Annotated in this window: 18 protein-coding genes; 5 read left to right on the top strand and 13 right to left on the bottom strand. The window is 72.8% G+C overall.

The window, feature by feature from the left end:
• Window positions 1-75: 75 nt before the first annotated feature.
• The 13 genes from AB0J21_RS18010 to AB0J21_RS17950 all read right to left on the bottom strand — a co-directional run bounded on the left by AB0J21_RS18010 (window position 76) and on the right by AB0J21_RS17950 (window position 12,791).
• The gene (locus tag AB0J21_RS18010) at window positions 76-342 is read right to left on the bottom strand and encodes a GlsB/YeaQ/YmgE family stress response membrane protein (RefSeq protein ID WP_363146957.1); all 267 of its coding nucleotides are present in this window, start codon (window positions 340-342) and stop codon (window positions 76-78) included.
• Between the two features lie 254 nt (window positions 343-596).
• On the bottom strand, window positions 597-998 hold the full coding sequence (locus tag AB0J21_RS18005) for a YccF domain-containing protein (protein WP_363146956.1): 402 nt from the start codon (window positions 996-998) through the stop codon (window positions 597-599).
• Window positions 995-1,858 (bottom strand): zinc metalloprotease HtpX, encoded by an 864-nt coding sequence (gene htpX, locus AB0J21_RS18000; RefSeq protein ID WP_363146955.1) that lies wholly within the window; start codon window positions 1,856-1,858, stop codon window positions 995-997. Before htpX ends, AB0J21_RS18005 begins: the two co-directional genes overlap by 4 nt.
• Window positions 1,859-2,169: 311 nt before the next feature.
• On the bottom strand, window positions 2,170-3,762 hold the full coding sequence (locus AB0J21_RS17995; protein ID WP_363146954.1) for an NADH-quinone oxidoreductase subunit N: 1,593 nt from the start codon (window positions 3,760-3,762) through the stop codon (window positions 2,170-2,172).
• Window positions 3,759-5,468 (bottom strand): NADH-quinone oxidoreductase subunit M, encoded by a 1,710-nt coding sequence (locus AB0J21_RS17990; protein ID WP_363147227.1) that lies wholly within the window; start codon window positions 5,466-5,468, stop codon window positions 3,759-3,761. Before AB0J21_RS17990 ends, AB0J21_RS17995 begins: the two co-directional genes overlap by 4 nt.
• A 36-nt stretch (window positions 5,469-5,504) precedes the next feature.
• Window positions 5,505-7,532, bottom strand: coding sequence for an NADH-quinone oxidoreductase subunit L (locus AB0J21_RS17985; RefSeq protein WP_363146953.1), 2,028 nt, complete (start codon window positions 7,530-7,532; stop codon window positions 5,505-5,507).
• On the bottom strand, window positions 7,529-7,981 hold the full coding sequence (gene nuoK, locus AB0J21_RS17980) for an NADH-quinone oxidoreductase subunit NuoK (RefSeq protein WP_363146952.1): 453 nt from the start codon (window positions 7,979-7,981) through the stop codon (window positions 7,529-7,531). The genes AB0J21_RS17985 and nuoK overlap by 4 nt, the downstream gene beginning before the upstream one ends.
• Window positions 7,981-8,730 carry an NADH-quinone oxidoreductase subunit J gene (locus AB0J21_RS17975; protein ID WP_363146951.1) on the bottom strand — a complete coding sequence of 250 codons (750 nt, stop codon included), beginning with the start codon at window positions 8,728-8,730 and terminating at the stop codon, window positions 7,981-7,983. Before AB0J21_RS17975 ends, nuoK begins: the two co-directional genes overlap by 1 nt.
• Complete coding sequence (locus tag AB0J21_RS17970) at window positions 8,727-9,452, bottom strand: NADH-quinone oxidoreductase subunit I (RefSeq protein WP_363146950.1); 726 nt, start codon at window positions 9,450-9,452, stop codon at window positions 8,727-8,729. The genes AB0J21_RS17975 and AB0J21_RS17970 overlap by 4 nt, the downstream gene beginning before the upstream one ends.
• Window positions 9,453-10,421 (bottom strand): complex I subunit 1 family protein, encoded by a 969-nt coding sequence (locus tag AB0J21_RS17965; protein ID WP_363146949.1) that lies wholly within the window; start codon window positions 10,419-10,421, stop codon window positions 9,453-9,455.
• A complete protein-coding gene (locus tag AB0J21_RS17960) occupies window positions 10,418-11,716 on the bottom strand; it encodes an NADH-quinone oxidoreductase subunit C (RefSeq protein WP_363146948.1) in 1,299 nt (432 codons plus the stop codon). The genes AB0J21_RS17965 and AB0J21_RS17960 overlap by 4 nt, the downstream gene beginning before the upstream one ends.
• Window positions 11,713-12,366, bottom strand: coding sequence for an NADH-quinone oxidoreductase subunit B family protein (locus AB0J21_RS17955; RefSeq protein ID WP_363146947.1), 654 nt, complete (start codon window positions 12,364-12,366; stop codon window positions 11,713-11,715). Before AB0J21_RS17955 ends, AB0J21_RS17960 begins: the two co-directional genes overlap by 4 nt.
• On the bottom strand, window positions 12,357-12,791 hold the full coding sequence (locus AB0J21_RS17950; protein ID WP_363147226.1) for an NADH-quinone oxidoreductase subunit A: 435 nt from the start codon (window positions 12,789-12,791) through the stop codon (window positions 12,357-12,359). Before AB0J21_RS17950 ends, AB0J21_RS17955 begins: the two co-directional genes overlap by 10 nt.
• Before the next feature lie 1,342 nt (window positions 12,792-14,133).
• On the opposite strand from AB0J21_RS17950, the gene AB0J21_RS17945 reads away from it, so the two are divergent.
• The 5 genes from AB0J21_RS17945 (at window position 14,134) to AB0J21_RS17925 (ending at window position 21,871) form a co-directional block, all read left to right on the top strand.
• Window positions 14,134-15,345 (top strand): sensor domain-containing protein, encoded by a 1,212-nt coding sequence (locus tag AB0J21_RS17945; protein ID WP_363146946.1) that lies wholly within the window; start codon window positions 14,134-14,136, stop codon window positions 15,343-15,345.
• Between the two features lie 280 nt (window positions 15,346-15,625).
• Entirely contained in the window at window positions 15,626-17,065 is a 1,440-nt protein-coding gene (locus AB0J21_RS17940) for a sensor domain-containing protein (protein WP_363146945.1), read from the top strand.
• A gap of 472 nt (window positions 17,066-17,537) precedes the next feature.
• Window positions 17,538-18,197 carry a response regulator transcription factor gene (locus AB0J21_RS17935; RefSeq protein WP_363147225.1) on the top strand — a complete coding sequence of 220 codons (660 nt, stop codon included), beginning with the start codon at window positions 17,538-17,540 and terminating at the stop codon, window positions 18,195-18,197.
• A gap of 640 nt (window positions 18,198-18,837) precedes the next feature.
• Window positions 18,838-20,829 carry a 2-oxoacid:acceptor oxidoreductase subunit alpha gene (locus AB0J21_RS17930; RefSeq protein ID WP_363146944.1) on the top strand — a complete coding sequence of 664 codons (1,992 nt, stop codon included), beginning with the start codon at window positions 18,838-18,840 and terminating at the stop codon, window positions 20,827-20,829.
• Window positions 20,822-21,871, top strand: a complete 1,050-nt coding sequence (locus AB0J21_RS17925; RefSeq protein ID WP_363146943.1) for a 2-oxoacid:ferredoxin oxidoreductase subunit beta — start codon at window positions 20,822-20,824, stop codon at window positions 21,869-21,871. Before AB0J21_RS17930 ends, AB0J21_RS17925 begins: the two co-directional genes overlap by 8 nt.
• The last annotated feature ends 68 nt before the right edge of the window (window positions 21,872-21,939 follow it).

Here is a 21,939-nt window from a genome sequence, read left to right as displayed (position 1 = left end):
GGGCGGGCACCGGTGACCGGTGCCCGCCCCGCCCGCTTCACGTCCTGAGCCGTGTCCGCCCGGGCACGGCCGGCCTCAGTCGCGGGAGTTGCCGAAGACGAGGCGGTAGGCGATGAGCAGGACCAGGGAGCCGCCGATCGCGGCGGCCCAGGTGGCGCCGTCGTAGAAGTCCTTGCTGATGGGGTGGTCGAGGAAGCGGGCCGAGAGCCAGCCGCCGAGGAAGGCGCCGATCACGCCGATCACCGTGGTGCCGACGAGCCCGCCCGGGTCCCTGCCCGGCAACAGGATCTTGGCGACCACGCCGGCCAGCAGCCCGAGGATGATCCAGCTGACGATGCCCATGCCTGTGTCCTGCCCTTCGCGTGTACTTCGGTCCGTCCGCGCGGTCGCCGCACCTCGTGGGGCCGGGGTTCGCCGGCTCCGCGCGGGCCTGGGCGACCGCTACCCAGAAGGACGCCGAAGATCACTTCCCGGGTTGCCCGAGGCATGTCACAGCCCCGTCACTGGATGATGTGACGGGGCTGTGCGCCGGGGGCCGGAGCTGTGCGGCGGGGCCGTGCGCCGGGGCCAGGGCTGTGCGGCGGGTGCCTGCGGGCTCAGGTCCCGGGGGTCGCCGCGAACCGTTCCCCGGTGCGGACGATCTCGCGGCCCAGCGGCATGAGCGAGACCGGGATGAGCTTGAAGTTGGCGATGCCCAGGGGGATGCCGATGATCGTGACGCACAGGGCGATGCCGGTGGTGATGTGGCCCAGGGCGAGCCACCAGCCCGCCAGGACGAGCCACAGCACGTTGCCCACGCAGGACGCGGGGCCCGCGTCGCGGCGTTCGACGGCGGAGTACCCGAAGGGCCACAGGGCGTACACGCCGATGCGGAACGACGCCAGGCCGAAGGGGATGCCGATGATCGTGACGCAGAGGATGGCCCCGGCGAGCAGATAGGCCAGGAACAGCCAGAATCCACTCAGCACGAGCCAGATGATGTTGAGGACTGTCTTCATGGGCGGCCACCTGCCATCTGTTCGAGCCGGGCGATGCGCTCCGCCATCGGCGGATGCGTGGAGAACATTCTGGAGAGCCCCTGGCCGGCCCGGAAGGGGTTCGCGATCATCATGTGGCTCGCCGTCTCGATGCGCGGCTCGGGCGGCAGCGGGAGCTGCTTGGTGCCCGTCTCCAGCTTGCGCAGCGCGGAGGCGAGGGCCAGCGGGTCGCCGGTGAGCTGGGCGCCCGAGGCGTCGGCCTGGTACTCGCGGGAGCGGCTGATGGAGAGCTGGATGACGGAGGCCGCGATCGGGCCCAGCAGCATGACCATGAGCAGGCCGACGAGTCCGGGGCCCTCGTCGTCGTCGGAGCGGCCGATCGGGATGAGCCAGGCGAAGTTGACCAGGAACATGATCACGGAGGCGAGGGCGCCCGCGACCGAGGAGATCAGGATGTCGCGGTTGTAGACGTGGCTGAGTTCGTGGCCGATGACGCCGCGCAGTTCGCGTTCGTCGAGCAGGCGCAGGATGCCGTCGGTGCAGCACACGGCGGCGTTGCGCGGGTTGCGGCCGGTCGCGAAGGCGTTGGGGGCCTCGGTCGGCGAGATGTAGAGGCGCGGCATGGGCTGACGGGCCTCGGTGGACAGCTCGCGGACCATGCGGTACAGGCCGGGGGCCTCGAACTCGCTCACCGGGCGGGCCCGCATCGCGCGCAGGGCCAGTTTGTCGCTGTTCCAGTAGGCGTAGGCGTTGGTGCCGAGGGCGATGACGAGCGCCACGATCAGGCCGGTGGTGCCGAAGAAGCTGCCGATGACGAGGATGAGGGCGGACAGCCCCCCGAGGAGTACGGCGGTTTTCAAGCCATTGTGCCGGCGGTGCACGGTACGCCCTCCAAGTGGTGCGGCAGGGGGACCCTCTACTGCTGTCTCTGCGGGTGCTCTACGGGTGTCTGTACTGCTTCTCGGCGGGTGCCTCCGGGAACTGCTTCCCCTCTCCAGTGGACCCTCCCGTACTGGTCAACGCCAGGCGAAGGGCGCAGGTTCCCCGGCGCGCGGCGACCCGGCCGTCGTCCGAAAGAGTGATGGCCGCCGGTGTTTGGGAGGCGTTCTCGTCAGAAGAGGGGGGTGCCTCGGCTGCGGTTTCCGCGCGGAAACCGCAGCATTCTCAGCAGGGCGTTCCCAGAACGGGATTCTCAGAAGAGGGCGGTCGTGGTGAAGCGGAGGATGAGTTGCGGGGCGCCCGAGAGGGCGAGTGCGAGGAGGCCGGTGAGGGCCAGGGCGGCCGTGAGGGGGAACGGTACGGGGAGCGCGGAGCTGTCGGTCGCGAGCGCGGGAACCGCCGTCGTCGGGTCGGCCGGCGCCTGCCGCAGGCCGGTGGCAGGGGTCGCCTGCGACGCGGCGGCGGGCGTCTCCTGCGACGCGGCGGCGGGGCGGAAGAGTTCGGCGGTCCAGCGCAGGTAGTAGACGAGGGCGACGGCGACGTTGAGGGCCATGAGGACGGCGAGCCAGCCGAGGCCCGCGTCGACGGCCGCGGAGAACACGGTGACCTTGGCGAAGAGGCCGACGAGGCCCGGCGGGAGTCCGGCCAGGCACAGCAGGAAGAAGGCGAGCAGGAGCGCGAGCGCGGGGTGCTCGGCGTACAGGCCGCGGTAGTCGCTGAGGCGGCTCGCGGGGCGTACGCGGGTGACGGCGGCGACGACCGCGAAGGCGCCCAGGTTCACGACGCCGTACATGAGGGCGTAGGCGACGGTCGAGCCGAGGGCGTGCTCGGGGTGGTCGGTGTACGCGGCGGCGGCGAGCGGTACGAGGAGGTACCCGGCCTGGCCGACGGAGGACCACGCGAGGAGGCGTACCGCCGAGGTGAGGCGGTCGGCGCGCTGGCGCAGGGCCGCGGCGTTGCCCGCGGTCATGGTGAGGGCGGCGAGCACGGCGAGGGCGGGGCCCCACACGTCGGCGTAGGACGGGAAGCCGAGGACGGTGATCAGGGCGATGCCGGTGAAGCCGACGGCCTTGCCGACGACGGAGAGGTAGGCCGCTACGGGCAGGGGCGCGCCGACGTAGGTGTCGGGGACCCAGAAGTGGAAGGGGACGGCGGCCGTCTTGAAGGCGAAGCCGACGAGGGTGAGGGCGACTCCGGCGCGGGCGAGGGTCTGGAACTGGCCGTCGACGTGCTGGAGGCCCTCGGCGAGGTCGGTGAGGTGCAGGGTGCCGGTCGTCGCGTAGACGAAGCTCACGCCGAGGAGGGTGACGGCGGTCGCGGCGACGGAGGACAGGAAGAACTTGAGGGCGGCCTCGGAGGAGCGCCGGTCGCCGTGCTTGAGGCCGACGAGGGCGAAGCCGGGCAGGGAGGCGACCTCCAGGGCGACGACGAGGGTCGCGAGGTCGCGGGAGGCGGGCAGCAGGGCGGCGCCGGACGCGGAGGCGAGCAGCAGGAACCAGTACTCGCCTGCGGGCAGCGCGAGGTCCTTGACGGCGGTCAGGGAGAGCAGGGTCGTGACGAGGGCGCCGCCGAGGACGAGCAGCTGGATGACGAGCGTGAAGTGGTCGGCGCTGTAGCTGCACGCGTGGGAGCCGGCGCCGAGGCAGAAGGTGGTGCGGTCGCCGTCCAGGAGCGGCAGCAGGGACAGCAGGGCGAGGGCGAGGCCGCCGGCCGCGAGCCAGCCGAGGAGGCCCTTGCGGTGTTCGGGCAGGAACAGGTCCGTGACCAGCAGCGCGAGGGCGGACAGCGCGGTGAGGGCGGGGGGTGCGAGGGCGAGCCAGTCGACGGACTGCACGAGGGTGGTCATGCCGCGCCTCCCGCGAGGAGCTGGTGGACGGCCGGGTCGGTGAGGCCGAGGAGCAGGGCGGGCCAGAGTCCGGCGAGGAGGGTGAGGGCGACGAGCGGCAGCCAGGTGGCGGCCTCGTGGCCGCGCAGGTCGGCGAAGGGCCGCTGGGCGGGTTCCGGCGAGGTGTAGGGCTCGTCGGGGGCGTCGAGCAGGAGGGGCGCGGGGGTGGCTCGCGGCGCGTCGGGCGACGCCGGGGATACGCCGTCAGGGGTGGCCGGTACGGGGGCGGGGGGCTCCGTCGCGCCCGTGGCCGGGGCGGGTTCCGCCTGGAGCGGCAGGGGGCCCGTGCAGACGCGCCGTACGACCATGAGGAGGTAGGCGGCGGTGAGCAGGGTGCCGAGTCCGGCGACGGCCATGTACGTGAGGAACGCGGGGCGGCTGAGTCCGGCGGCGGGGTCGAAGGCGCCGAACATGGTGAGCATCTCGCCCCAGAACCCGGCGAGTCCGGGCAGGCCGAGGGAGGCGACGGCGGTGAACGCGAGGAGCACGGCGAAGCGTGGGGCGCGGCCGTACAGCGCGGCGCCTGCTGATCCGGCGAGGGTGTCGAGGTCGGCGGTGCCCGCGCGGTCCTTGAGGGCGCCGACGAGGAAGAACAGCAGCCCGGTGATCAGTCCGTGCGCGATGTTGGCGAAGAGGGCGCCGTTGACGCCGGTGGGCGTCATGGAGGCGATGCCGAGCAGGACGAAGCCCATGTGGCCGACGGAGGAGTAGGCGACGAGGCGTTTGAGGTCGCCGCCCGCTCCGCGCCGCACCAGGGCGAGGCAGGCGAGGGAGCCGTAGACGATGCCGGCGGCGGCGAACGCCCCGAGGTAGGGCGCGAAGGTGTGCATGCCGTCGGGGGCGATGGGCAGGGCGACGCGTACGAACCCGTAGGTGCCCATCTTGAGCAGGACCCCGGCGAGCATGACGGAGCCGACGGTGGGGGCGGCGGTGTGGGCGTCGGGCAGCCAGCTGTGCAGGGGCCACATCGGGGCCTTGACTGCGAGGCCGATCCCGATCGCGAGAACGGCGGTGACCTGCACGGACTTCGAGAGACCTGAGCCGTTGTCAGTGGCGAGTGCCACCATGTCGAAGGTGCCCGCCTTGAGCCCGATGAGGAGGAGTCCGAGCAGCATGACGGCGGAGCCGACCAGCGTGAAGAGGATGAACTTCCAGGCGGCCGCCTCCCGCTTCGCGCCGCCCCAGCGGGCGATGAGGAAGTACATCGGGATGAGGACCATCTCGAAGGCCAGGAAGAACAGCACGAGGTCGAGGACGGCGAAGGTCGCGAGGCAGCCGGACTCCAGGAGGAGCAGCAGGGCGACGAACGCCCGGGGGGAGGGGCCCGCGGGCATCTTGAAGTAGCTGTAGAGCGCGCACAGGAAGCTCAGGAGCGCGGTCAGGACGAGGAGGGGGAGCGAGATGCCGTCGACGCCGAGGTGGACGCGCACGTCGAGCGCGGCGATCCAGCTGATGTCGGTGGTGGCCTGCATGCTCGCGGCGTGGTGCCGGTCGAAGCCGAGGGCGAGCGCGATGCTCGCGGCGAGGATCACGCCGGTGACGAGGACGCCGTGGCGCAGCACGGCCTGGCCGGGGTTCCTGCCCTTGAGGCCGGGCGGTGCGGGGAGCAGGGCGGTGGCCGCGCCGATGAGCGGGCCGACGACGATCACGGCGAGCAGGATCTGCATCGCCGACTCGTTGATATCCAGGATCTGGGCCACGGTTCAGGCTCCTGCCGCTGCGTAGAGGACGGCCGCGACGGCCAGGACGACGGAGCCGGCGAGCAGCGCCCCGAGGTAGGTCTGCGTGTTGCCGGTCTGGGCGCGGCGTACGGCGGCGCCGAGCAGTTTCGGGCCGGCGGCGGCTCCGCGTACGTAGGTGTCGACGACGGCGGAGTCGAGGAAGCGCACGAGGACGGCGGCGGCGCGTACGGGCCTCTCGAAGAGGGCGGCGTACACGGCGTCGAGGTGGAATCCGGCGGCGGCGTGGCGGTGCAGGGGGCCGAGCAGGAGCCGGCCGGGGTCGGCCGGGTCGGCGGCGCCCGAGATGTCGCCGTAGACGGCTTCGTGGCTCGCGATGGCCTCGGCCTCGGTGCGGCCGGAGTCGGCTCCGGGGTCGGCGGTGACGGCGCCGAGCGGGTACTGCGCGGCGAGGGCGACGGTGTGCCGCCAGGCCCCGTAGGTGAGGACGACGCCGACGAGGGCGACGCCGGTGCCCAGGACGGAGGTGGTGAGGGTCGGGGTGAGGGAGCGGCTGTCGAACCAGTCGGGCAGGACTCCGGCGGTCAGTCCGAAGAGGAGGGAGGGCACGGCGAGGACCCACAGGATGACGTTCATGACGACGGGGGTGGTGTGGTGCGTCTCGGTGGTCGCGGGTTCGGCCTTCGCCGGGTCGGGGCCGGTCCGCCCGCCGGGGGCGCCGACGAGGAGCCAGAGGCGGGTGGCGTAGGCGCCGGTGAGCAGGGCGGTGGCGAGTCCGGCGACCAGGACGATCCAGCCGGCCGCGCCCGGGATGCCGGCGGCCTCTCCGGTCGCGGCGTGTTCGGCGGCGCCGAGCACGGCTTCCTTGGAGAAGAAGCCGCTGAACGGGGGGATCGCGGCGAGCGCGAGGAGGGCGACGGTCATCGTCCAGAAGGCGTCGGGGATGCGGGCGCGCAGTCCCGGCATGCGGGACATGGCGGCGAGCGAGTTGGTGCCGGCGGCGTGGATGACGACTCCGGCGGCCAGGAACAGCAGCGCCTTGAAGGCGCCGTGGGACAGGAGGTGGAAGACGGCGGCGCCGCGGTCGCCGACGGCGAGGGCGCCGGTCATGTAGCCGAGCTGGCCGACCGTGGAGTAGGCGAGGACGCGTTTGATGTCGTCCTGGGCGAGGGCGGCGAGCGCGGAGCCGGTCATGGTGACGGCGGCCATGAAGGCCAGCACGATCAGCGCGGCGGCGGAGGCGGTGAAGACGGGCAGCAGCCGGGCCACGAAGTAGACGCCGGCGGCGACCATGGTGGCGGCGTGGATCAGCGCGGACACCGGGGTGGGGCCGGCCATGGCGTCGGGCAGCCAGGTGTGCAGCGGGAACTGCGCGGACTTCCCGGCGACCCCGGCGAGCAGGAGCAGCGCGATGAGGGTGGGGTGGTCGAGTCCGCCGTGGGAGACGGACTTGAGGATCTCGGTGATGCGGAAGGAGCCCGTGTCGCCCGCGAGCGCGAACAGGCCGAACAGGAAGGGGACGTCGCCGAGTTTGGTGACGAGGAATGCCTTGAGGGAGGCGGCGCGGGCCTCGGGGGTCTCCCAGTAGTGGCCGATGAGGAAGTACGAGCAGATGCCCATGACCTCCCAGCCGACGAGCAGCACCATCAGGTCGCCGGAGTAGACGACGAGCAGCATCGCGGAGGTGAAGAGGGAGACGAGCGCCGCGTACGAGGCGTAGCGCGGGTCGTCGCGGAGGTAGCCGGTGGAGTAGAGCTGCACGCAGCCCGACACGACGGTGACCAGGACGGCGACGAGGACGGCGAACCCGTCGAGGTGCAGGGCGAGGTCGACGGGCACGGAGCCGGTGGGGGTGAGCCGGGTCGAGGCGTCGACGGCCTCTCCCCCGCCCTGGCGGACGGCGAGGAGGACGGCGAGGACCGCTGCGGCCAGGACCGGGAGGACGGCGAGCGGTCGGACGAAGGCGGGCGCGGTGCGGCCGAGCAGGAGTCCCGCGAGCGCGCCGAGGAACGGCAGGAGGGGGACGAGGACGGCGAGGGTGGTCGTGTTCACGCTGCGGCTCCGCGGGGCCGGGTGCCGCCGGTACGGCCGGAGGGGAGGGTTCCGGTGGGGTCGGGCGGGTCGCCGGGGAGTACTCCGGGGCCGCCGCCGGGTCCGTCGTGCGGTCCGTGCGGTCCGTCGTCGGGGCCGTCGGGGTGTTCGGCGGTGTCGCGGAGGCGGTCGATGTCGGAGCTGCCCCGGTTGCGGTACACGGCGAGCACGATGGCGAGGCCGATGCCGATCTCGGCGGCGGCGACGGCGATGGTGAACAGCGTCAGCGCCTGGCCGGCGTGGAGGCGGTCGCGCAGCCACACGTCGAAGGCGACGAGGTTGAGGTTGACGGCGTTGAGCATCAGCTCGACGGCCATGAGCACGAGGATCGCGTTGCGGCGGGCCAGGATGCCGTAGAGGCCGGTGCCGAACAGGAGCGCCGAGAGGACGGCGGGATAGGCGAGGTGCATCAGCGCGCGTCCTCCGGGGGCTCGGGCTCGGCGGGCCGCGTGCCGGGCGACGGGGCGGGAGGGGTGCCGGTCGCGCCGGCGCGGGCCGTGGAACCGCCCGGGGTGCGGCCCGTGCGGGGCGGCGACACGCGGCGGGGCGGAGGGGTGCGGCGCGGCGGGGGCGTGTTCCTGGCGTTGCGCCGCGACAGCACGATCGCGCCGACGAGCGCGGCGAGCAGGAGCACGGAGAGCGCTTCGAAGGGCAGCACCCAGTGCCGGAACAGGAAGGAGCCGGTGACGGCGGTACTGCCCTGGGGGTTCTCGCCGTCGAGGTCGATATAGGTGGTGCGGAAGGCGTCCGTGACGACCCACACGAGCGCGCCGGCCGCGAGGACGGCGACGCCCAGGGCGACCGGCCGGTTCGCGGAGTCGGCGTCCGGGGAGCGGCCGATGGGCGCCCTGGTGAGCATGAGCCCGAACAGGAGGAGGACGACGACGGAACCGACGTAGATGAGGACCTGCACCCACGCGATGAACTCGGCGGTGAGCAGGAGGTACTCGACGGCGAGGCCGCCGAGGGTGACGACGAGCCACAGCGCGGCGTGCACGAGCTGCTTCGTGGTCACCGTGACGATCGCGGCGCCGAAGGTGACGAGCCCGAAGAGGAGGAAGGCGATCTCGACGCCGGTCGGGGAGAGGAACCCTTGCGGGGCCTGGTTCGGGGCCGGGGCGGCGAGCGCGACGGAGGCGAGGGCGGCGGTCGGACTCACTCCTGCCCCGCTTCCGGACGGCTGTTGGGGGCGGGCTGGTCACCGGGGGTGGGCTGGTCACCGGGGGCAGGCTGGTCACCGGGGGCGGCTTTCGCGCCGGGCGCCGGGTCGGCCGGTGCCGGGTCAGCCGGAGCCGCGGCCCCCGTCCCCGCCGTCGTCCCCGCCGTCGCCGCTGCGGCGGCCGCGGCCTCCGCCTCCTGGGCGGCGGCGAGCTTGTCGGCGGTCTTGCGGGCGGCGGCGAGTTCCTTGGGTTCCTCGGCGGCCGGGTCGAGCGCGGGCGGTTCCGGGACGGTCCACATCCACTCGCGCAGCTTGTCGCGCTCGTGGGTCAGGTCGCGGATGTCGGTCTCGGCGTACTCGAACTCGGGGGACCAGAACAGCGCGTCGAAGGGGCACACCTCGATGCAGATGCCGCAGTACATACAGAGTGAGAAGTCGATGGCGAAGCGGTCGAGGACGTTGCGGCTGCGTTCGCGTCCGCCGGGCGCGGCGGGCGGCACCGTCTCCTTGTGGGAGTCGATGTAGATGCACCAGTCGGGGCATTCGCGGGCGCACAGCATGCAGACCGTGCAGTTCTCCTCGAACAGCCCGATGACTCCGCGGCTGCGCGGCGGCAGCGCGGGCAGCGTCTCGGGGTACTGCGCGGTGACGCTCTTCCTCGTCATGGTGCGCAGGGTCACGGCGAGGCCCTTGGCCAGCCCCGTACCAGGGATCGGAGACATCTAGGAGATCACCACTTTGACGACGCCGGTGAGGGCGATCTGGGCGAGGGCGAGGGGGATCAGCACGGTCCAGGACAGCTTCTGGAGCTGGTCCTCGCGCAGGCGGGGGTAGGTGACGCGGAGCCAGATCACGACGAACGCGAGGACCGCTGTCTTGAGCAGGGTCCACACCCAGCCGAGGCCGTCCGCGCCCCACGGCCCGTGCCAGCCGCCCAGGAACAGGACGGTGGTCAGGCCGCAGAGGATGACGATCCCGGCGTACTCGGCGAGCAGGAACAGCGCGAACCGCAGACCGGTGTACTCGGTGTACGCGCCGAAGATGATCTCCGAGTCGGCCACCGGCATGTCGAACGGCGGTCGTTGCAGCTCGGCGAGCCCGGCGACGAAGAACACGAGGGCCCCGACGATCTGCCAGGGCAGCCACCACCACGCGAAGGCGTCGAGGATGCCGGGCAGGGAGACGGTTCCGGCGGCCATCGCCACGGAGGCGGCGGCCAGCAGCATCGGCAGTTCGTAGGCGAGCAGTTGGGCGGCGGTGCGCAATCCGCCGAGCAGCGAGAACTTGTTGGCCGAGGCCCAGCCGGCCATGAGCGAGCCGAGCACGCCGACCCCGAGGACGGCGAGCGCGAAGAACAGCCCGGCGTCGACCACCTGCCCGACGGCGCCCTCGCCGGGGCCGACCGGGATGACCAGCAGGACCAGGAGGTACGGGAGCAGGGCGACGGCGGGGGCGAGCCGGAAGATCTTCGCGTCGGCCTCGGCCGGGACCACGTCCTCCTTCTGCGCGAACTTCACGCCGTCGGCCATGAGCTGGGCCCAGCCGTGGAACCCGCCCGCGTACATGGGGCCGAGCCGGCCCTGCATGTGGGCCATGACCTTGTGCTCGGCCTGCCCGACGATCAGCGGCAGGGCGAGGAAGCCGACGAAGACGATGACGAGTCGCAGGGCGACGCTGAGGACGTCGTTCACGCGGGGTCGCCTCCGGCGGGGGGCTCGGGGGGCCGGTTGTCTTCTTGGGGGGCGGGCCCGGGGGCCGTCTCGGGGGCGGTCCCGTCGTCCGGGCGGGGGTCCTCGGAGGCGGGCGGCTCGGGGGCGGGCGGCTCGGGGGCGGGGCGTTCCCGCTTCCCGTCCGGCTGCTCACCGGACTTCTGTCCGGGCTCCTCACCGGACTTCTGTCCGGGCTTCTCACCGGACTTCCCCTCGGCTCCCTCCCCCGGCTCCTCGAAGGCGGGGCGCGCGTGGTGCCACGGGGCGTCCGCGCTGCCCTTGGCGGGCGGCGCGGCGGGCGCGGCGGGCGACGGCGCGGTCGCGTCCTCACGGTGGCCGGGCGCCGGAGCCGCCTCGTCGCCGTCGCCCTTGCCCGCCTCGTCGGGTGCCGTCGCGGCGCGCTGCGAGGCGGAGCCGGCCGAGGCGCTGCGTGCGCGGCGCGGGCCGGCCGGGCGGGCGGGTGTCGTGGACGCCTGCTCGGCGGGGGCCTGGGGCCCGGGGGCGCCGTCCGCCTTCTGCCCGGACTCAGGAGACTGTCCGGGCTGTACGGGCGCAGGAGACTGTCCGGGCTTCTGTGCGGTCTCGGTCGCCGGGGTGGCGGCCGTGTCCCCGCGCTGGGCGGCCGATCCCCCGGCGGCGGTACGGGTACGGCGGGCGGGCCGCTCCCCGGTCGCGGCGCGGGCGCCGCGCGCGGGGCGGGCCGGGGCGTCCGGCAACTGGCCCTTGAGGGGGCCCCACTCGTTCGGGTCGGGTACGCCCGGCGGCAGCATCTGGCGTCGTTTCGGGGCGCCGTGGCCGGACTCGCCGGGCTCCTTCGCGCCGGGCCACGCCTTGGCGACGCGGGCGGCGAGCACGAAGTCCTTGCGCAGCGGGTGGCCCTCGAAGTTCTCGGGCAGCAGGAGCGGGGTGAGCCCGGGGTGGTCCTCGAAGCGGACGCCGAACATCTCGTGGGTCTCGCGCTCGTGCCACGCGGCCCCGGCGTACACGCCCACGGCGGAGGCGAGGACGGGCGCCTCGTGCGGCACCGTCGTACGCAGCAGCAGGCGGCGCACGGGGGCGAGCGCGACGACGTGCGCGCAGACCCGGAAGCCGGTGCCGGGCTCGTCGACGGCGCTGAGCCAGTCGAAGTAGGTGCAGCCGAGGGTGCGGCGGGCGGTTTCGAGCGCCGTGGTCCACGTTCCGGCGGGCACGTCGACGGTCAGGAGTGCGTACGCCTCCTCCGCCGTGGCCTCGGGACCGAAGAGTTCGGTGGGTTCCTGGGGCAGCCAGCCGGTCACCGCGGGTCCTCCCCGGGGGCGGGCGGCGGGGTGACGAGGCCGCTGCGCAGGGCCGCGACGGGGGTGCGGCGGCCGTGGGCGTAGCGCTCGCCGAGGGATTCGCGGGCGATCTTCTCCTGGAGCTTGAGGATGCCCTGGAGCAGCGCCTCGGGCCGGGGCGGGCAGCCGGGCACGTAGACGTCGACGGGGATGATCTGGTCGACGCCCTTGGTCACGGAGTACGAGTCCCAGTAGGGGCCGCCGCAGTTGGAGCAGGCGCCGAAGGAGATGACGTACTTCGGCTCGGGCATCTGCTCGTAGAGGCGTTTGACGGCGGGCGCCATCTTGTCGGTGACGGTCCCGGAGACGACCATCAGGTCCGCCTGGCGCGGGCCGGGCGCGAAGGGGATGACACCGAGCCGGATGAAGTCGTGGCGGGACATGGAGGCCGCGATGAACTCGATCGCGCAGCACGCGAGGCCGAAGTTGAAGACCCAGAGGCTGTAGCGGCGTCCCCAGTTGAGGACGACCTTCATGGGTTGCGGGGCCAGCCGCGAGAGCACGCCCAGCCTGCCGGCCGGGGCGGGGTCGGGGAGGTCGACGGGGCCGGCCGTGGCGGCGGCGAGCGGGTCGGCGTGCGCGGCCGGGGCCGCGGGGGGTGTCACGTCCATTCCAGGACGCCCTTCTTCCAGGCGTAGAGCAGTCCGATGGCGAGGAACCCGAGGAAGACGAACATCTCCACGAGCGTCGTCGCCCCGTAACCGGGGTCGGCGAACACGGTCGCCCAGGGGAACAGGAAGATCGAGTCGACGGCGAAGATCACGTACAGGAAGGCGTACACGTAGTAGCGGACCTGGGTGTGGGCCCAGCCCTCGCCGACGGGGTCGACGCCGCATTCGTAGGTGAGGAGTTTCTCGGGCGTGGGGACGACGGGGCGCAGCAGCCGGCCCGCGCCGAAGGCGAAGGCCACGAAGAGCACGCCGACGGCGGCGAGGACGCCGACCACCGAGTAGGCGTGGAAGTAGTCCGCCGCGAGGGTCACGGAGTGCGCGCCGTACGCGCCCGGGGCACCCGGCGCGCTGGGGGCGCCCGGCAGTCCGGGTACGGCGATCCCGCCCGGGTCGGTCGGATCGATCGGTCCCGGCACGTCCGCCCTCCGCTCCGTCACATCGTGGTCGGGCCCTCGTTTCCCGGCCTGGTCCTGCCGGGTCCCGCGGGCTCCTCGCGTCCGGTGCCGTCCGGTACGGGGCCCCGGCGGGTGCTCCGGCGAGGTTCCCGGAGTCCGCTGGAGTGCCCCGCGCGACGGCGGCACACACGCACGGGAGTCTAGGGCCTGCTAAAGGGGAGGTAAGCAGCGAGTCTGGTCCTGGGCTGCCGAGGACCCGGAAAACGGGGAGGTACGGGGAGGTAGGGGGAGGTACAGGGAGGTACGGGGAGGGGCGGGGAGGTACGGGGAGGGGCGGGCGCGCGGGGTGGCCGGGGAGCCGGGCGCGGGCACGGGGACGGACGCGGGCGGCGGGAGCCAGGGCCGGAGCCTGCGGGTGGCCGGGTGGCCGGGTGGCCGGGGAGCCGGGCGCGGGCACGGGGACGGACGCGGACGGCGGGAGCCGGGCCCGGAGGGCAGGAGCCTGGCTCGCGGGGTGGCCGGGGAGACGGGCGCGGGCACGGGGACGGACGCGGGCGGCGGGAGCCGGGGCCGGAGGGCCGAGGCGCCGGGCGCACTCGGAGTGACCGGGGAGGCGGGCGCGGTTGGCGGGTTCCTGGGCAGGCAGCGGAATCCGGACCCGGTCTCGGCGGGGAACTGGACCCAGGCAGCGGAAGCCGGACCTGAGCCGAGAAGTCAGGACCTCAACAGGACCTCAAGTCGGGAAGCCGGACCAGGCCGGGGGAACAGGGCAGGGCCGGGGAAACCGGGGAAGCCGGGGAAACCGGGGAAGCCGGACCGGCCGGGGAAAGGGGGGCCCAGGAAGCCGGGCCCGAGCACGGGCATCCGCCCCGTCTCCTCAGCCTCCTCGGCCCGCAGCCCCGCCCGCCCCGCCCGGGGACCCGATCTCCGCCTGGAGCCTGCCCCCGCTCTCCCTCCCGGGCCCCGCCACCCTCGCGGACGCGCACCCCCTGCGCCAGGACCCCGCCGCCCTCGCGGACTCGCGCCCCCACCCGGGCACCGAAATCCCTCACGGACCGCACCCCGCCCGGAGACCTCTCTGCCGCGCGGGAACCCGCCGCCGCGCTCGGGCACCGAATCCGGCCTCGGGGCCCCGTCCCCGTGCCGGGGTCTGCCCAGGGACACGGCCCCCAGCCCGGTGAGGAACCCGTCCGCTCGGCAGGTTCCTTCGGCACGGTTCGGCTCTCACTCTCCCGGGGGTGGGGTTTTCCTCAGTTGAGCTTGGCGGTGGACCTCATGGCGCGGGGGCGTGCGGACCGGCAGGCTGGGTGTCATGACCGCAGAAGACGCCCGTGGACCGGGCTCCGACCAACCGCCACCGGCACGCTTCGCCTTCTCCCGGCACACGTGGAAGGAGATCGCGCAGCTCCTGGTGAACCTGCCGATGGCCTTGGCGAGTTTCGTGTACGTCGTGGTGTTCGTGTCGGTCGGCCTCGGCCTCGCGGTGACGGTCGTGGGGCTCCCGGTGCTCGCCCTCGGGCTGCGCGGGGCGCGTGTGCTGGGCCGGGCGGAGCGGTCCCGGGCCAGGAAGCTGCTGGGGCTGCGCGTGGAGGAGCCCTCGCGGCTGCCGCGGCGGGCCGGGGAGGGCTTCTTCAGCCGGCTGTGGACGGAGCTGCGGGACCCGGTGGCCTGGCGTACGACGCTCTACTCGTTCATACGGCTGCCGTGGGGCATCGCCTCCTTCGTGGTGTCGCTGACCGGGCTGTTCGCCTTCTGGCCGGTGCTGCCGTTCGTGGTCCGGGGTCTGGCCAACGGTGACCGGGCGATGGTGCGCGGCTTCCTCTCCCCCTCCGACACGCTGGAGCGGCGGATAGCCGAACTGGAGTCGGACCGGGGCGTGGTGGTGGACACCGCTGCCGCGGACCTGCGCCGCATCGAACGCGATCTGCACGACGGGGCCCAGGCCAGGCTCGTCGCCCTCGCCATGGGCCTGGGGCTCGCGAAGGAGAAGCTGCTGGAGGACCCCGAGTCGGCGGCGGTCATGGTCGAGGAGGCGCACGGCGAGGTGAAGCTCGCCCTCCAGGAACTGCGGGACCTGGCCCGGGGCATCCACCCCGCCGTCCTCACCGACCGGGGGCTGGACGCGGCGCTGTCCTCCGTCGCCTCCCGCTGCACCGTGCCGGTCAAGGTGACGGCGGATCTCCCCGCGCGGCCCGCCGAGGCGATCGAGGGCATCGCCTACTTCACCGTCTCCGAACTCCTCCAGAACGTCAGCAAGCACAGCGGTGCCTCCTCCGCCTCGGTGGAGGTGTGGCGGGCGGGCGACCGTCTGCTCATCCAGGTCGCGGACAACGGCCGGGGCGGGGCCTCGCTCGACGGGGGCTCCGGCATGGCGGGGCTCGCGGACCGGCTGGGCGCGGTGGACGGCCTGTTCGTCATCGATTCACCGGTCGGCGGCCCGACGACGATCACCGCCGAACTGCCCTGGCGCGACCGCGAACCGGCGGCGGCGCGCAACCGGGCGGGCAGAGCGGTCGGACGCTGATCCACCCACCGGTGCGACCGCCGTCGCCGACGCCGGATCCAACGGGGCCACGGGCCCACGAGCCGCGAGTCCACGGGCCACGGGCTCGTGGACCCGTGGGTGGGGAAAACCCCCGGTCGAGGACGCCGACACGCTCCATGGTCCGTGCCCGGGAACCGGAGCAGTCTGAGGTGCACGACCGGTAGTCCGCGACAACCACGCACGGCGCACACGGCGCACAAAGCCAGACGCAGCGGGCGCACGGCCCACGGAACACGACACGAGCAGAAGGACGGGACCGATGGCCACGGATTACGGACAGGGAATGAGCTTCCGGTCCCCTGCGGAGGCCGGGCGCGGCGGACCGGGCACGGCGGGTGCGCCGGGCGGCTCCGGCCGCCCCGGAGAACACCGGCCCTCCTGGCTCGGTTCGGCGCTCCGCGCGCCGCTGGGAGCGCGCATGTGGCGGGAGTTCGGGTACCTGATCCTGAGCCTGCCGATCAGCATCGTCACCTTCACGGTCGCGGTGACGATGCTGTCGCTCGGAGCGGGTCTGCTCGTCACCTTCCTCGGCATCCCGGTGCTCGCGGGCGGCCTGGCGGCCTGCCGCGGCATCGGCGCGATGGAGCGGGCCCGGGCCCGCGGACTGCTCGGCCTGGAGGTCGGCTCCCCGCGCCAGGTACGGCCGAAGAAGCCCTCAGCACTGTCGTGGATGGGGGCGACGCTCCGCAGCGGGGTGTCCTGGCGGCATCTGCTGTACAGCCTTCTGCACTTCCCGTGGGCCGTGTTCGCGTTCTGCGTGTCGATGACTCTGTGGGCCACGGGCTGGGCGCTGTTCACCTACCCGCTGTGGCACTGGGCGGTCCCCTCCGACGTGGGCCGGGACGGTCTCCAGTACTACGGGGACATGCGGCACGGCGAGTACCTGGACAGCTTCTGGGAGATCGCGTACACCTGCGTGGTCGGCCTCGCCCTGACGCTGGCGACGCCGTGGGTGGTCCGGGCGCTCACCTCCGTGGACCGGCTGCTGGTCCTCGGGCTGCTGAGCCCCTCGCGGCTCGCGAACCGGGTGGACGAACTGGAGTCGGACCGGGGCGTCGTGGTGGACACGGCGGCCGCGGACCTGCGCCGCATCGAACGCGACCTGCACGACGGGGCCCAGGCCAGGCTCGTCGCCCTCGCGATGGATCTGGGGCTCGCGAAGGAGAAGCTGCTGGAGGACCCGGAGGCCGCCGCGCGCATGGTGGACGAGGCGCACGGCGAGGTGAAGACGGCGCTTCAGGAGCTGCGGGACCTGGCCCGGGGCATCCATCCCGCCGTCCTCACCGACCGGGGCCTGGACGCCGCGCTGTCCTCCGTCGCCTCCCGCTGCGCCGTGCCGGTCGAGGTGGAGGTGGATCTGCCGTACCGGCCCGCCCCGGCGATCGAGGGCATCGCCTACTTCACCGTCTCCGAACTCCTCCAGAACATCAGCAAGCACGCACGGGCGACGCGCGCCTCCGTGGACGTGTGGCGGGTCGAGGGGCGGCTGCTGCTCCAGGTCACCGACGACGGACAGGGCGGGGCCGGGGCCGAGGCCGGCTCGGGGCTCGCGGGCCTCGCCGAGCGGCTGGACGCGGTGGACGGACTGCTCGCGATCGACTCCCCCGCAGGCGGCCCCACCACGATCGTCGCGGAACTGCCGTGGCGGCCCCGGGAGGGCGGCGGTACCGCCCGCCGCCCCGCGCCGGACCTCTACTGAGACTGAGACGGAACAGCTGACCCAACAGCTGCCGGGAGAGCTGCCGACGTGGCGCGTCCCGGCTGCCGTACCAGGGGCGCACACCGTGCCACTCGCCCCTCGCCGTACCCGGCACCCCCGCCGCACTCCGGCCCGCGCCGCCCAGCCCGCGCCGCCCCAGCTCAGGCCCTCCCGGTCTCCGTCTCCGGTATTCCTTCTCCGGTCCCGGGACCCCGGTCCCCGGTCCCCACTGTCTGCACGCCTCCCCCGGCGCGGCGGTGGGCCCGATGGTGGTGGGTTCCGGTGGTGGGTTCCGGAGGAGGGAACCCCGATACAGGGAAACGGGGAAGAGGCGGGGGCGCGGCCGGAAGTGCTGGGATGCTGGTGGCGTCGGCGCCCATCGCCGCGGCCCTCCGGGAACGGTGCGGCTCCGCCGGGGAGGGCGGGAGCGGTGAGCAGTGAACTGGGGGAAGAAAGAGTCGTGGAGGACAGAGTGCGGGTGGTCATCGCCGAGGATTCAGTGCTGCTGCGGGAGGGGCTGACCCGGTTGCTGACCGACCGGGGGCACGACGTGGTGGCCGGCGTCGGCGACGGCGAGGCACTGGTGAAGACGGTGCGGGACCTCAGCGAGCAGGGGGAGCAGCCGGACGTCGTGGTCGCGGACGTACGGATGCCGCCGACCCACACCGACGAGGGGGTGCGGGCGGCGGTGGCCCTGCGCAAGGCGTATCCGGACGTCGGAGTGCTCGTGCTCTCGCAGTACGTCGAGGAGCAGTACGCCACCGAACTGCTCGCCGGGTCGAGCCGGGGGGTGGGCTATCTGCTGAAGGACCGGGTCGCCGACGTACGGGAGTTCGTGGACGCCGTGGTGCGGGTCGCGGGCGGCGGCACGGCGCTGGACCCCGAGGTGGTGGCGCAGTTGCTGGGCCGCAGCCGCAAGCAGGACGTCCTCGCCCACCTCACCCCTCGGGAGCGGGAGGTCCTGGGGCTGATGGCGGAGGGCAGGACCAACTCGGCGGTCGCGAAGGCCCTCGTGGTGAGCGACGGCGCGGTCGAGAAGCACGTGAGCAACATCTTCATGAAGCTCGGCCTGTCCCCCAGCGAGGGCGACCACCGCCGTGTCCTCGCGGTACTGACGTATCTCAGGTCCTGAGAGCGGCGGGCCGATGGAACCGACGGACGGCCGGAGAGCCGACTCAGACCGGCGGGAGGAGCACCCCAACCGGCCGGAGAGCCGGCTCCAGACCGGCCGGGGTCGGCCCGGACCCGGCGGGAGGGGCGAGTCCCCGGAATCGGCGGCCCGGGGGCCTGCCCGCCTTCCCCGCCCCCGGCGACATTCCCGCCCCCGGAAAGGCCGGCTCCGCCCCCGGAAAGGTCGGCTACGCCCCCCGGAAAGGCCGGCCCCGTTCCCCGAAAGGCCGGTTCTGGTCCACGGAAGGCCGGTTTCAGTCTCTCGAAAGGCACCCGTCCTGCGACCTAAGCCAAAAGGACGAGCGCCCGGTTTCGGCAATCAGGTCAATTGCGGAGAAAAGTGGAGGCAAAGCGGGAAAGTGACCGGGAATCAGGGGAGGGTCAGCGCGCCTTCACCGGCCGACGGGCGGCGAAACGTGATGTTCGACAGTTCTCTGTCCCCTTACCGGCATCTCAACATGAGGTCCACGATATGACCTGTCCCGGGAAGGGCACCCTTACCGACGTAGGGTGTCTGTGGGACAACCGGTCCGCCGGCCCAGATATGCACCTGCCCTCGCCTCGGCGGGGAGACACACTGCCTCGACGGGAGGTCCAGTTCAGTGACCAGCCAGGTCAGTAGCCCAGCCGAGCAGTCCGACGGAGCAGTCGTCGAACCGCGGCACACCGTGCGGGACGCGGAGGGCACCGTGTCCGAGGAGAGCGCCGCACCCCCCACCGAGGCCGCCGAAGGCGCCGAGGGCAAGGAAGTCCGCAAGCTCGACCGGGTGATCATCCGGTTCGCGGGCGACTCCGGGGACGGCATGCAGCTCACCGGGGACCGTTTCACGTCCGAGACGGCTTCCTTCGGCAACGACTTGTCGACGCTGCCGAACTTTCCGGCCGAGATCCGCGCTCCCGCAGGAACTCTGCCGGGGGTGTCCTCGTTCCAGCTGCATTTCGCGGATCACGACATTCTCACTCCGGGGGACGCGCCGAATGTGCTGGTCGCGATGAACCCGGCGGCGCTGAAGGCGAATATCGCCGATGTGCCACGCGGTGCGGAGATCATCGTGAACACGGACGAGTTCTCGAAGCGCGCGATGCAGAAGGTCGGCTACGCGGCCTCGCCGCTGGAGGACGGCTCCCTCGACGGCTACAGCGTGCACCCGGTGCCGTTGACGACGCTGACGGTGGAGGCGCTGAAGGACTTCGACCTGTCGCGCAAGGACGCGGGCCGCAGCAAGAACATGTTCGCGCTCGGGCTGCTGTCGTGGATGTACCACCGGCCGACCGAGGGCACCGAGAAGTTCCTGCGCACGAAGTTCGCGAAGCGTCCGCAGATCGCCGAGGCGAACCTGGCGGCCTTCCGGGCGGGCTGGAACTTCGGGGAGACCACGGAGGACTTCGCCGTCTCCTACGAGGTCGATCCGGCCTCGGCCGCGTTCCCGACCGGCACCTACCGCAACATCTCCGGGAACCTGGCGCTGGCCTACGGTCTGATCGCGGCTTCCCATCAGGCGGATCTGCCGCTGTACCTGGGCTCGTACCCGATCACCCCGGCCTCCGACATCCTGCACGAGCTGTCGAAGCACAAGAACTTCGGCGTGCGCACCTTCCAGGCCGAGGACGAGATCGCCGGTATCGGCGCGGCCCTCGGCGCGGCCTTCGGCGGCGCGCTCGCGGTGACGACGACCTCCGGTCCGGGCGTGGCGCTGAAGTCGGAGACGATCGGCCTCGCGGTGTCGCTGGAGCTGCCGCTGCTGATCGTCGACATCCAGCGCGGTGGCCCCTCCACCGGCCTGCCGACCAAGACCGAGCAGGCCGACCTGCTCCAGGCCATGTACGGCCGCAACGGTGAGGCGCCGGTCCCGGTCGTCGCTCCGCGCACCCCGGCGGACTGCTTCGACGCGGCGATCGACGCGGCCCGTATCGCGCTGGCCTACCGCACCCCGGTGTTCCTGCTGTCGGACGGCTACCTGGCCAACGGCTCCGAGCCCTGGCGCGTCCCGGAGACGGAGGAGCTGCCGGACCTGACGACGCCGTTCGCGACGACGCCGAACCACGAACTGGCGGACGGCACCGAGGTCTTCTGGCCCTACAAGCGGGACCCGCAGACGCTGGCGCGTCCGTGGGCGGTCCCGGGCACCCCGGGCCTTGAGCACCGTATCGGCGGTATCGAGAAGCAGGACGGCACGGGGAACATCTCCTACGACCCGGCCAACCACGAGTTCATGGTCCGCACCCGGCAGGCGAAGATCGACGGGGTCGAGGTCCCGGACCTGGAGGTCGACGACCCCACCGGTGCGAGCACGCTCGTGCTGGGCTGGGGCTCGACGTACGGGCCGATCACGGCGGCGGTGCGCCGGCTGCGCGCGGACGGGGAGAAGATCGCGCAGGCCCACCTGCGCCACCTCAACCCGTTCCCCCGGAACCTGGGCCAGGTGCTGAAGGCGTACGACAGGGTCGTGGTGCCGGAGATGAACCTGGGTCAGCTCGCGAGGCTGCTGCGCGCGGAGTTCCTGGTCGACGCGTTGTCCTACACCCAGGTCAACGGAATGCCGTTCAAGGCGGAGCAGCTCGCCACCGTGCTGAAGGAGGTCATCGATGACTGAGGCGCTGTCCCTCGTGCCCAAGGCCGAGGCCACGCAGACGATGAAGGACTTCAAGTCCGACCAGGAGGTGCGCTGGTGCCCGGGCTGCGGGGACTACGCGGTCCTGGCCGCCGTGCAGGGCTTCATGCCCTCGCTGGGGCTGGCGAAGGAGAACATCGTCTTCGTCTCGGGCATCGGCTGCTCGTCCCGCTTCCCGTACTACATGAACACCTACGGGATGCACTCGATCCACGGCCGTGCCCCCGCCATCGCCACCGGCCTGGCGACCTCGCGCCGCGATCTGTCCGTCTGGGTCGTGACGGGGGACGGTGACGCGCTGTCGATCGGCGGGAACCATCTCATCCACGCGCTGCGCCGCAACGTGAACCTGAAGATCCTGCTGTTCAACAACCGGATCTACGGGCTGACCAAGGGCCAGTACTCGCCGACCTCCGAGGTCGGCAAGATCACCAAGTCCACCCCGATGGGCTCGCTGGACGCGCCGTTCAACCCGGTCTCCCTGGCGATCGGCGCCGAGGCGAGTTTCGTGGCGCGCACGGTGGACTCCGACCGTCAGCACCTCACGAGCGTGCTGAAGGCGGCGGCCGAGCACCCCGGTACCGCGCTGGTGGAGATCTACCAGAACTGCAACATCTTCAACGACGGCGCCTTCGAGGTCCTCAAGGACAAGCAGCAGGCCCAGGAGGCCGTGATCCGCCTGGAGCACGGGCAGCAGATCCGCTTCGGCACCGACGGGGCGAGGGGCGTCGTACGCGACCGGGCCACCGGTGACCTGCGAGTCGTCGAGGTCACGGCGGAGAACGAGGCGGACCTCCTGGTGCACGACGCGCACCAGTCCTCGCCGACCACCGCCTTCGCGCTGTCCCGGCTCGCCGACCCCGACACCCTGCACCACACGCCCATCGGCGTGTTCCGCGACGTCGAGCGCCCGGTCTACGACACGCTCATGGCCGACCAGCTCGACGCCGCCGTCGAGCAGCACGGCAAGGGCGACCTCGGCCAGCTCCTCACCGGTAACGACACCTGGACCGTCGCCGGCTGAACAGCGAAGGCCGGACAGGCACGCGGACCGGACAGGTACGCGGGTGGGCCCGCGACGATCCCCGAAAC

This window comes from Streptomyces sp. NPDC049954, assembly GCF_040656295.1.
In the GTDB taxonomy this organism is placed as follows: domain Bacteria; phylum Actinomycetota; class Actinomycetes; order Streptomycetales; family Streptomycetaceae; genus Streptomyces.
This window is presented reverse-complemented; position numbering and strand designations above follow the sequence as displayed.

What these genes read in the sequence shown, in the direction of transcription:
- AB0J21_RS18010 (WP_363146957.1), bottom strand. Translation starts at nt 342, where the DNA reads ATGGGCATCGTCAGCTGGATCATCCTCGGGCTGCTGGCCGGCGTGGTC.
- AB0J21_RS17945 (WP_363146946.1), top strand. Translation starts at nt 14,134, where the DNA reads ATGACCGCAGAAGACGCCCGTGGACCGGGCTCCGACCAACCGCCACCG.
- AB0J21_RS17925 (WP_363146943.1), top strand. Translation starts at nt 20,822, where the DNA reads ATGACTGAGGCGCTGTCCCTCGTGCCCAAGGCCGAGGCCACGCAGACG.
- AB0J21_RS17955 (WP_363146947.1), bottom strand. Translation starts at nt 12,366, where the DNA reads ATGGACGTGACACCCCCCGCGGCCCCGGCCGCGCACGCCGACCCGCTC.
- AB0J21_RS17990 (WP_363147227.1), bottom strand. Translation starts at nt 5,468, where the DNA reads ATGCAGATCCTGCTCGCCGTGATCGTCGTCGGCCCGCTCATCGGCGCG.
- AB0J21_RS17995 (WP_363146954.1), bottom strand. Translation starts at nt 3,762, where the DNA reads ATGACCACCCTCGTGCAGTCCGTCGACTGGCTCGCCCTCGCACCCCCC.
- AB0J21_RS18005 (WP_363146956.1), bottom strand. Translation starts at nt 998, where the DNA reads ATGAAGACAGTCCTCAACATCATCTGGCTCGTGCTGAGTGGATTCTGG.
- AB0J21_RS17970 (WP_363146950.1), bottom strand. Translation starts at nt 9,452, where the DNA reads ATGTCTCCGATCCCTGGTACGGGGCTGGCCAAGGGCCTCGCCGTGACC.
- nuoK (WP_363146952.1), bottom strand. Translation starts at nt 7,981, where the DNA reads ATGCACCTCGCCTATCCCGCCGTCCTCTCGGCGCTCCTGTTCGGCACC.
- AB0J21_RS17940 (WP_363146945.1), top strand. Translation starts at nt 15,626, where the DNA reads ATGGCCACGGATTACGGACAGGGAATGAGCTTCCGGTCCCCTGCGGAG.